This window comes from Gammaproteobacteria bacterium, from assembly GCA_013151035.1.
Lineage (GTDB): Bacteria > Pseudomonadota > Gammaproteobacteria > JAADJB01 > JAADJB01 > JAADJB01.
Map to the genome: position 1 here is coordinate 1 of JAADJB010000035.1, position 8857 is coordinate 8857.

Consider the following 8857-nt stretch of genomic DNA (forward strand, 5'->3'; position numbering starts at 1 on the left):
CTGAAGTTTTTACGTAAGACCCAATGGGCCAGAGACAAGGTTGAGAGTTTGTATATCTCAACATTTGAAAAACAATCCCCGTGGGGTAATTCTAAATAGACTCTATGAATCAAAAAATTATCGGATACCACCAGGATGAGGAGAATCATTGGGTGGCTGAGTTGGCCTGTGATCATTACCAGCACGTCCGCCATAACCCCCCTTGGGTCAATCGTCCCTGGGTGAGGACTAGTGAAGGCAGGCAATCAATGATTGGACACAAACTCAAATGCAAAAAATGTGATGAAGGTGCACCGAGAGATCGGGGTTAATTCCAGATAAAGAATTCAAATACCCCTCAACAGTAACTGCTGCATCTTGTGTCTCAACATGGAACGACGGCCCTCATCTTTAGTGACATTAAACAGTCCCTGATAAAGATTTCTGGCATCTTCAATAAACCCGGCCAGCACTAATGCATCGGCGGCATGAAAACGGGCTGTCTGTGCCCAGGGATCCATGGCAAAAGGATCGATAAAAATAGCCGATTGCAGATAGAGCCATCCTGCCTTTTCATAGCGCATCAATGACTGTTGGGAATCGGCCATCCAGTACAATAATTCACGTTGCTGTTGTTGATCGGTTACCTTCGGTTGTAAGGTCTCAAACAGACGCAATGCGGATTCATGCCGATTGACTGTTTGCAAATCAAAAATGACCTGTAACAAGCGACCAATGACCTCGCTTGTCATCGTCTCCTGGGTCGTCATCAACCGACCCAGTATCGCAACACCATCATCAATATCCCCGGCAAGAATCAGAACCCGTGCCCTGCGTAGTTCCCACTCCATTGCATCAGAACCCTCCGGGGGCTGCTCCAACCCCATCATCAGTTCCGAGGCACCATCAAGATCCGATGTTGCCAATGCCTGATCAATCAGGCGGTAACGCACGGCTATGGGCAGCTGCTTTATTTGAGGATAACGTCCGGAATCACGATACAGACGTTGTAACAGCCGGTCATTCAATAAACTAACCAGAGCCCCGTGTGCCTTTTGCCCCAGTACATAACCTTCTTCTTCCAGGGCAAGTATGGCAAATAATGCACGCGCCTTGCGTGGATCAGAATCCTTGACGGCAAGAGCCTGTTGATAACGATCACCGCCCTCGCCCAATAACCACTGCTCCTGTTTAGCCCACGCCTTGTAGCCCTGCCACAGGCGGTCAGCGGGTATAAAAAACAATTCGTCATCGGGGTATTGCTTTTCTGTACTCAAAACTTCTTCCAGAGCACCCACCTGCTCACGTAGGTTTTGTTGATTACTCGCTGCCTGTGATGCAATAGACCACCAGATAGCCGCCAGTTCTGAGGTCTTGTTTTCCTCTATCGACATGTGGCTATAAACCTGTTTAATCACCGCCTCCGGGGTCATATCACCCACACGCAGATGGGCGAGCAAGGAGAGTGCCTGCGCCCATTCTGAGTCCTCTCCCTGTAATACCTGCCATGCCTCTTCATCACGCATAGCACGCAATAATACTCGCGCACGCAACAGCTTTTCCTGCTCATGGCTGTCACCATAATCCTGTCGATATCGTAACAATGAGATACTGGCATCTTCAATGCGTTGTTCAACCAGATAACTACGAACAATCAATCGCCGCCACTCGGCTAACTGATCGCTATCAAGTTCATAATCCGTATCCCATATCAGCTTGCGTAACAACCCACGCGCTTGACTACTCTCGCCCTTTTCCAACGCAGCCTTAACATGCTGTGTCTGTGCCCAGAGCATAAAGTCACGCGGCAGGTCATTATGATATGAATTAACCCGCTGAATAAGCCCATCCCAATCCTTACGCAATTGCAGGATATAGAGACGCTCACGCTCCCATAGCATCCAGTCAACAACCGAGAGTAATGCTGTTGGTTGATACTCATCAATCTGTTTTAAGGCCAACTGCTGAGCCCCTGCCCTGGACAGGGCTTGAACGTCAGCCAATGACTGTGCAGCTAACGGCACACTCAAACTCAACATCAAGCCAGATATAGCAGAATATAAATATTTTTTCATCATTAACCGCGACTACTCCATTCAATTAGTGCTTTATCCTACAGCAAAAAAAACGGACGTTATGCCACTGCACAACGTCCGTTTATTCGATCAGACAGATACCTTATACAGGTATTAAAGCTTCTCGCGAATACGTGCAGCCCTACCACTCAGCTCACGCAAATAATAAAGTTTGGCGCGACGCACAACACCACGACGTTTTACTTCAATGCCGTCAATAATCTTGCTGTAGGTCTGGAACACACGCTCAACACCTTCACCATGAGAGATCTTGCGCACAGTAAAAGCAGAATTCAAACCACGATTGCGCTTGGCTATAACCACTCCTTCAAAGGCCTGTACACGTTCACGACTACCTTCCTTAACCTTTACTCGAACAACAACGGTATCACCAGGAGAAAATTCCGGCACTTCGAATCCCATCTGTTCCTTTTCTAATTCTGCAACTATGTTACTCATGGTACTACCCCTAAAAGTTTCCTAAATCTAAAATAAATTCTTCCAACAATCTCTTCTGCTCAGCGTCCAGTTCCATTCGCTCCAGCAAATCTGGTCTTCTCAACCAGGTGCGCCCCAGTGATTGCTGATGACGCCAACGTTCAATCTCGGCATGATTGCCTTGCAACAACACATCGGGTACCGCGACACCATCAATCTGTTCTGGTCGCGTATAATGCGGATAATCCAGCAAGCCATTCATAAATGAATCAAACTCGGCTGAATCCTCATGCCCCAGCACACCCGGCAACATCCGGGCAACGGCATCAATCAGAACCATCGCCGCCAACTCACCACCACTAAGGACATAATCACCTATCGACCATTCCTCATCAACATCCTGTTGCAGCAAGCGTTCATCCACCCCTTCATAACGCCCGGCGACCAACAACAAACGCTTTCTTTGTGCCAGCTCTTGCACCCCTTGTTGATCCAGCGTGCGTCCCTGGGGTGATAAATAAATCACATGGGCCGGTTCATTATCAGCCTGTTTAGCTGCCTGTATCGCAGCCCTTAGCGGCTCCACCTGCATCACCATACCAGGACCGCCACCGTAAGGTCGATCATCGACACTACGATGCTTATTAGTAGTGAAATCCCGTGGATTCCAGCTCTCAAAGGCAAATAAGCCACGTTGCAACGCTCGACCAGTCACACCACTTTCGGTCACAGAACGAAACATCTCTGGAAACAGGGTAATCACATCAACCCGCATAACCATCGCCTCTAGCTAAAACTCCGGATCCCAGTCAACCTTTATTGTTCCAGCAACCAGATCAATAGCACTCACATACTGGCCTTGTATAAAGGGAACCAAATGTTCCTTATTCCCTTTTATAACCAGTACATCATTGGCACCGGTACTAATTAAATGATCCACTACACCCAAAGCAACACCTTCAAGCGTCGATGCCTGCAACCCGGTTAAATCACTCCAGTAATACTCACCGGGTGCTGTTTTCGGGAGCTGATCACGATGAATGGCGATATCCTTATCCATCCAGCCCGCGGCAACATCTCTGTCCGTGCAATCGGCAAGACGCGCAACCACGCCCTTACCATGTCGCTTGCCCTCAGCCAGTTCAACCACTTGCCAATGAGCACCACTACGAATATACCAGGGTTTGTAATTGAGGATATTTTCACGCGGTTCGGTATAGGAAAAAACCTTAACCCAACCTCGCACCCCATACAAACCAGAGATACGCCCCAATACCACCAGTTGATCCGTATCCAGCGGAACGATCTCACTCATTCAGTCAATCAGGAATCAAGCTGCTTACGATGATTCTTTAACAAGCTGCTGACCTTGTCTGATGCTTGCGCACCCTGACCAACCCAGTAATCTGCACGCTCAAGATCAACATTCAAACGCACTTCCTGACCCTTGGCTGACGGATTAAAATAACCTAAACGCTCAATATAACGACCATCGCGACTATTGCGACTATCGGTTACAACAATGTGGTAAAAAGGACGCTTTTTTGCTCCGCCTCTGGCCAATCGAATACTTACCATGTTCTATACTTACCCTCTGCACACCGCAGTGTGTGAAATCTAAAGATCTACAGACCTGTAAAACGGTGAGATTCTACACCTTTTCTACCAGAAATAAAAGGGAAAGGGACAAGTCTTTCATTCTTTAGAAGGGCAGGCCGGTTGGCAGTTTGCCTTTCAGACCGCGTAACATCTTACTCATGCCGCCACCTGACATCTTTTTCATCATTTTTTGCATCTGGGTATACTGCTTCAACAAGCGATTGACCTCCTGCACCTGGGTACCTGAACCCTGAGCAATACGACGTTTACGCGAACCCTTGATCAATTTAGGGTGAGTACGTTCATTCGCGGTCATGGAATTGATAATCGCCACCATACGACCCACCTCCTTGTCATTCATCTGATCCTTAACATTCTGCGGCACATTACCCATACCCGGTAATTTATCCATCAACCCAGCCATGCCACCCATGCCCATCATCTGCTGCATCTGATCACGAAAATCACTCAGATCAAAACCCTTACCCTTACTAATTTTCTGCGCCAGTCTTGCAACCTGAGCCTTATCTACCTTACGCTCGGCCTCTTCCACCAGACTAAGCACATCACCCATACCCAGGATTCTGGAGACAACACGATCGGGATGAAACACCTCCAGGGCTGCCGTTTTCTCACCCACACCCATAAACTTGATGGGCTTGCCGGTAATATGACGAATCGACAAGGCCGCACCGCCACGCGCATCACCATCGGTCTTGGTCAGGATCACACCAGTTAATGGCAGGGTTTCATTAAACGCCTGAGCGGTATTCGCCGCATCCTGACCGGTCATACTATCAACCACAAACAGGGTTTCTATTGGATCAACCGCTTGATGAATATGCTTGATCTCATCCATCATCTCGGCATCAACATGCAGACGACCGGCAGTATCGACAATCAATACATCACAAAAGGTCTTGCGTGCCTGAGCCAGGGCAGCACTGGCAATATCCACCACATTTTGTTCAACAGTGCTGGGAAAGAACTCTGCCTTAACCTCTGTTGCCAGGGTCTCAAGCTGTTTGATGGCGGCAGGGCGATAGATATCACAACTCACCACCATAACCCGCTTACCCTGTTCTTCCTGCAACCAACGCGATAACTTGGCTGTGGTGGTGGTCTTACCCGAACCCTGAAGGCCTGCCATCAATATAACGGCGGGGGGTTGCGTCTGTAGGTTCAGTCCCTCGCAGGCCTCACCCATGACAGCAACCAACTCATCCTGAACCACTTTGATTAGTGCCTGCCCAGGTGTCAGACTGGTCAGCACTTCATGACCAACCGCTCGTTCCTTCACCCGATCAATAAAGACTCGCACCACCGGCAAGGCAACATCCGCCTCCAGCAGTGCCATACGCACCTCGCGCAGACTATCCTTGATATTATCCTCGGATAAACGCCCCTGACCACGTACATTCTTGATGGTACGCGATAATCGTTCCGTTAAGTTTTCAAACATAATATTTGGGTACTTATAACTCGATAATATTCACATCATGCAATGCCTTCAGATCAAAGCCCTTAATCTGTTGCTGACATTGCTTGAAGGTTAATGCTTCATCACCCGGCTTGAAATGGGTAATATAAACGGTAGGCTTGTGCTTGAGCTTTTTTAAATCCTCAGCCAGCATAGAAGGACAATAATGCAGCGCCTTCTTACATAATTCGGCTTCTTTATCCGGAAAGGCACTTTCAACAATCAAGGCATCAAGATCATCATGACGATTCAATGCCGCCCAAAAGGTATCGTTGGTTGAGGTGTCACCACTAAAGGCAAAACTCTTGTTGTTATGATCCATCACCCGATAGCCAACACCCGGCACCACATGATTCACCGCCATCATTTCAACCTGCAAACCACCCGCCTCAACGACATCGCCCGGCTTCATCGGTTCATAACGCAGCATAGCGGATGCGACATCGGGTAGCTCGGTAAAATCCGGCCAGATTTCCCAATTAAAGATATGCGTTCTTAATGCTTGTATAGTCTCTTCCAGCCCATGAATCACCATAGGCTCCTTGGCATCACGAAATACTGAATCAGCAATCAAGGGTATACCTAATACATGATCAATATGCGAATGAGAAACAAAGATGTGTCGAATTTTTGACATCTCTTCCTTGGTCAACTCACTCAGTCCGGTGCCAGCATCCAGCAATACATGATCATCCACCTGAAAACAGGTCGTATGCTCACCCGAACCAATGCCGCCCCCACAGCCTAATATTCTAATCTTCATTTATTTATGGTACCTAAACATCCCTTGAACCAATACTTTAGGTCACCATCATATACATAAACCATTAGGATTGAAAACAATTTACCCATTTCAATGTCAAAACCACAATACCCGAGAACCTCTAACTCCGATTAACCCTTCAAAGCAGTGCTCAATTGTGACATCATGCACTGCAATGGAACTTACCAATTAAACACATACCATGCAGATTTCAATAACAGGCCTTGGAGCCATACTCAGTTACCTCATCGCAAGTGTGTTGCTGATCTGTCCCTTGTTGAAAAAACGCAGTCTGCCGCAGGACATGCGTAAACGCTTTTTTACTATTGGTTTTATCGGCATATTGCTCCATGGCTTCTCATTATATCCAGCCCTGATGACCAATAATGGCATCAATCTTGGATTTCTAAACGCGGCATCCCTGATTGGCCTCGCATCCATTAGCCTGTTACTGATTAGCAGCATTCGTTACCCGATTGAAAACCTGTGCATTGCCTTTATGCCCGGTACGGCAATAATTATTGCCATCAATATGGCGTACCCGAGCGGTCATACCATCAACGAATCCCTGACCTGGCAGTTACAGCTACATATCTTGCTCTCTATTTTCGCCTACAGCATCCTTGCCCTGGCAGCCTTACAAGCACTATTGCTATCCTTTCAGGAACGTCATCTGCATAACCATCATCCAGGCGGACTGGTGCGCGCGTTACCACCATTACAGCTCATGGAAGATCTGCTATTCCAGATGATCCGTGTCGGTTTTATCCTGCTTTCCCTGGCTCTGTTTTCCGGCATCCTGTTTCTGGAAGATCTGTTTGCACAACACCTGGTTCACAAAACAGTATTATCTATTATTGCCTGGGCAGTCTTTGCTATCCTGTTATGGGGACGCAGCACCATGGGCTGGCGTGGGCGTACTGCTATCCGCTGGACCCTGGGGGGGTTTGCCTTTCTGGTACTCGCCTATTTTGGCAGCAAACTGGTTCTGGAAATCTTGTTATAACAATAATAGTGATGGTTTGTGTTGGGTTAGGCGTAGCCGTAACCCGACAGAATATCTGACAATTTAACAAAAATAGCCTACAATAGATCCCGAGCAATCATCAAAGGTCAAGCATAACTTGGACAACATTCCTCTGGGCACTTTATTTACCGCCCTTGCTGTACTCATCATCCTATCAGGTTTTTTTTCAGCATCAGAGACAGGACTGATGACGCTAAATCGTTATCGCTTGCGTCACCTGGCAAAAAACAAACACCGTGGTGCGATAAGAGTACAAAAACTACTCAAACGTCCTGATCGTCTTATCGGTTTAATTCTACTCGGTAACAATTTTGTCAATATCCTTGCTTCTTCACTGGCAACGATTATCGCACTACGGCTGTGGGGTGAAACCGGAATCGCTATTGCTGCGGGTCTACTCACTCTGGTTATTCTTATCTTTGCCGAAGTCGCCCCCAAGACCTTTGCCGCTGCACACCCGGAAAAAATCGCCTTTTTTGCCGCCTTTATCTATGTACCCCTGTTAAAGATTCTTTATCCACTGGTGCTATTGGTCAACACCATTGCCAACGCTCTGTTACGGCTCGTTGGCACCAGCACTAACAACAGCGAACATCAGGCGCTAAACCGGGATGAACTCAGGACAGTCGTGATGGAGGCAGGGTCCATGATACCCAAGCGCCATCAGAAAATGTTACTCAACCTGCTGGATCTGGAAACGGCACAGGTTGAAGACATCATGGTGCCACGCAACGAAGTGATCGGCATTGATATCAACGATGATATTAATCGCATCACCAAACAACTCACGCAAACACAATACACACGCCTGCCTGTCTATGAAGAATCTATAGATCATGTCATTGGTTTTCTGCACCTGCGTAATGCACTACCTCTATTACAGGCTAATGAATTTAATCATGCACAGTTACGTGAACTCCTGCGCGAGGCCTACTTCATTCCTGAAGGCACCTCACTGAATCGTATGTTATTAAACTTCCAGCAAGAGAAACAGCGCATCGGTCTGATCGTTAATGAATATGGTGATATACAAGGTCTGGTCACCTTAGAAGATCTACTCGAAGAGGTGGTCGGTGAATTCACCACTGACCCATCAACTAATATCACTGATATTGTTAGTCTTGAGGATAATAGCTTTATTATTAATGTCAGCACCAGCATTCGTGAGATCAACCGGAGTCTGGATATTGAACTACCCACGGATGGTCCCAAGACCCTGAATGGTCTCATTCTGGAATATCTGGAAACAATACCCGAGGCAGGTACCAGCCTGTTATTGGCCGGTTATCCGCTCGATATTGTGCAAACCCAAAATAACAGCGTCAAGACTGCGCGCCTCTATCCACAGCAGCGACAACCGATTAAACAAGAGGAAGAATTGGAGGAGGCAGAACAATAATGGTGCGTAGTACGCATATATGGTCTCCTCCCAGTTTGCAAGACATTGTGAACCTTTAACAGTGACAGGATTGCTTCCATATATCCGGCCTGTTAGT

Annotated in this window: 11 protein-coding genes; 4 read left to right on the top strand and 7 right to left on the bottom strand. The window is 47.4% G+C overall.

All coding sequences use genetic code 11. The features are described from left to right. Together GXP22_07995 and GXP22_08000 are read left to right on the top strand one after the other, a co-directional pair. Positions 1-99: DUF2132 domain-containing protein (locus GXP22_07995; GenBank protein NOX09409.1), on the top strand; the 99-nt coding region annotated here is incomplete at its 5' end. A 5-nt stretch (positions 100-104) separates the two neighbouring features. Further along, positions 105-311 carry a DUF3565 domain-containing protein gene (locus GXP22_08000; GenBank protein NOX09410.1) on the top strand — a complete coding sequence of 69 codons (207 nt, stop codon included), beginning with the start codon at positions 105-107 and terminating at the stop codon, positions 309-311. Positions 312-326: 15 nt separating this feature from the next. Here GXP22_08000 and GXP22_08005 read toward each other — a convergent pair whose 3' ends face one another. From GXP22_08005 to GXP22_08035, 7 genes are all read right to left on the bottom strand, one after another. Further along, complete coding sequence (locus tag GXP22_08005) at positions 327-2057, bottom strand: hypothetical protein (GenBank protein ID NOX09411.1); 1731 nt, start codon at positions 2055-2057, stop codon at positions 327-329. A 111-nt stretch (positions 2058-2168) separates the two neighbouring features. Continuing rightward, positions 2169-2513 (bottom strand): 50S ribosomal protein L19, encoded by a 345-nt coding sequence (rplS, locus tag GXP22_08010; protein NOX09412.1) that lies wholly within the window; start codon positions 2511-2513, stop codon positions 2169-2171. A 10-nt stretch (positions 2514-2523) separates the two neighbouring features. Next, complete coding sequence (gene trmD, locus GXP22_08015) at positions 2524-3267, bottom strand: tRNA (guanosine(37)-N1)-methyltransferase TrmD (protein ID NOX09413.1); 744 nt, start codon at positions 3265-3267, stop codon at positions 2524-2526. A gap of 15 nt (positions 3268-3282) precedes the next feature. Beyond that, positions 3283-3807, bottom strand: a complete 525-nt coding sequence (gene rimM, locus GXP22_08020) for a ribosome maturation factor RimM (protein NOX09414.1) — start codon at positions 3805-3807, stop codon at positions 3283-3285. A gap of 8 nt (positions 3808-3815) precedes the next feature. After that, positions 3816-4070, bottom strand: a complete 255-nt coding sequence (gene rpsP / locus GXP22_08025) for a 30S ribosomal protein S16 (GenBank protein NOX09415.1) — start codon at positions 4068-4070, stop codon at positions 3816-3818. 124 nt (positions 4071-4194) lie between these two features. After that, positions 4195-5553: a signal recognition particle protein gene (ffh, locus tag GXP22_08030; protein ID NOX09416.1), complete on the bottom strand. Its 1359-nt coding sequence runs from the start codon at positions 5551-5553 to the stop codon at positions 4195-4197. Between the two features lie 13 nt (positions 5554-5566). After that, positions 5567-6334, bottom strand: coding sequence for a 3',5'-cyclic-nucleotide phosphodiesterase (locus tag GXP22_08035; protein ID NOX09417.1), 768 nt, complete (start codon positions 6332-6334; stop codon positions 5567-5569). A 202-nt stretch (positions 6335-6536) separates the two neighbouring features. Here GXP22_08035 and ccsA point away from each other — a divergent pair, with 202 nt between their 5' ends. Further along, entirely contained in the window at positions 6537-7340 is an 804-nt protein-coding gene (gene ccsA / locus GXP22_08040) for a cytochrome c biogenesis protein CcsA (protein ID NOX09418.1), read from the top strand. Between the two features lie 118 nt (positions 7341-7458). After that, positions 7459-8760 carry an HlyC/CorC family transporter gene (locus GXP22_08045; GenBank protein ID NOX09419.1) on the top strand — a complete coding sequence of 434 codons (1302 nt, stop codon included), beginning with the start codon at positions 7459-7461 and terminating at the stop codon, positions 8758-8760. Positions 8761-8857 lie beyond the last annotated feature (97 nt).

Bases quoted from the DNA above. Each gene is read 5' to 3' on its own strand.
- rplS (NOX09412.1), bottom strand. From the start codon at position 2,513: ATGAGTAACATAGTTGCAGAATTAGAAAAGGAACAGATGGGATTCGAA.
- GXP22_08000 (NOX09410.1), top strand. From the start codon at position 105: ATGAATCAAAAAATTATCGGATACCACCAGGATGAGGAGAATCATTGG.
- trmD (NOX09413.1), bottom strand. From the start codon at position 3,267: ATGCGGGTTGATGTGATTACCCTGTTTCCAGAGATGTTTCGTTCTGTG.
- rimM (NOX09414.1), bottom strand. From the start codon at position 3,807: ATGAGTGAGATCGTTCCGCTGGATACGGATCAACTGGTGGTATTGGGG.
- ccsA (NOX09418.1), top strand. From the start codon at position 6,537: ATGCAGATTTCAATAACAGGCCTTGGAGCCATACTCAGTTACCTCATC.
- ffh (NOX09416.1), bottom strand. From the start codon at position 5,553: ATGTTTGAAAACTTAACGGAACGATTATCGCGTACCATCAAGAATGTA.
- GXP22_08005 (NOX09411.1), bottom strand. From the start codon at position 2,057: ATGATGAAAAAATATTTATATTCTGCTATATCTGGCTTGATGTTGAGT.
- rpsP (NOX09415.1), bottom strand. From the start codon at position 4,070: ATGGTAAGTATTCGATTGGCCAGAGGCGGAGCAAAAAAGCGTCCTTTT.
- GXP22_08035 (NOX09417.1), bottom strand. From the start codon at position 6,334: ATGAAGATTAGAATATTAGGCTGTGGGGGCGGCATTGGTTCGGGTGAG.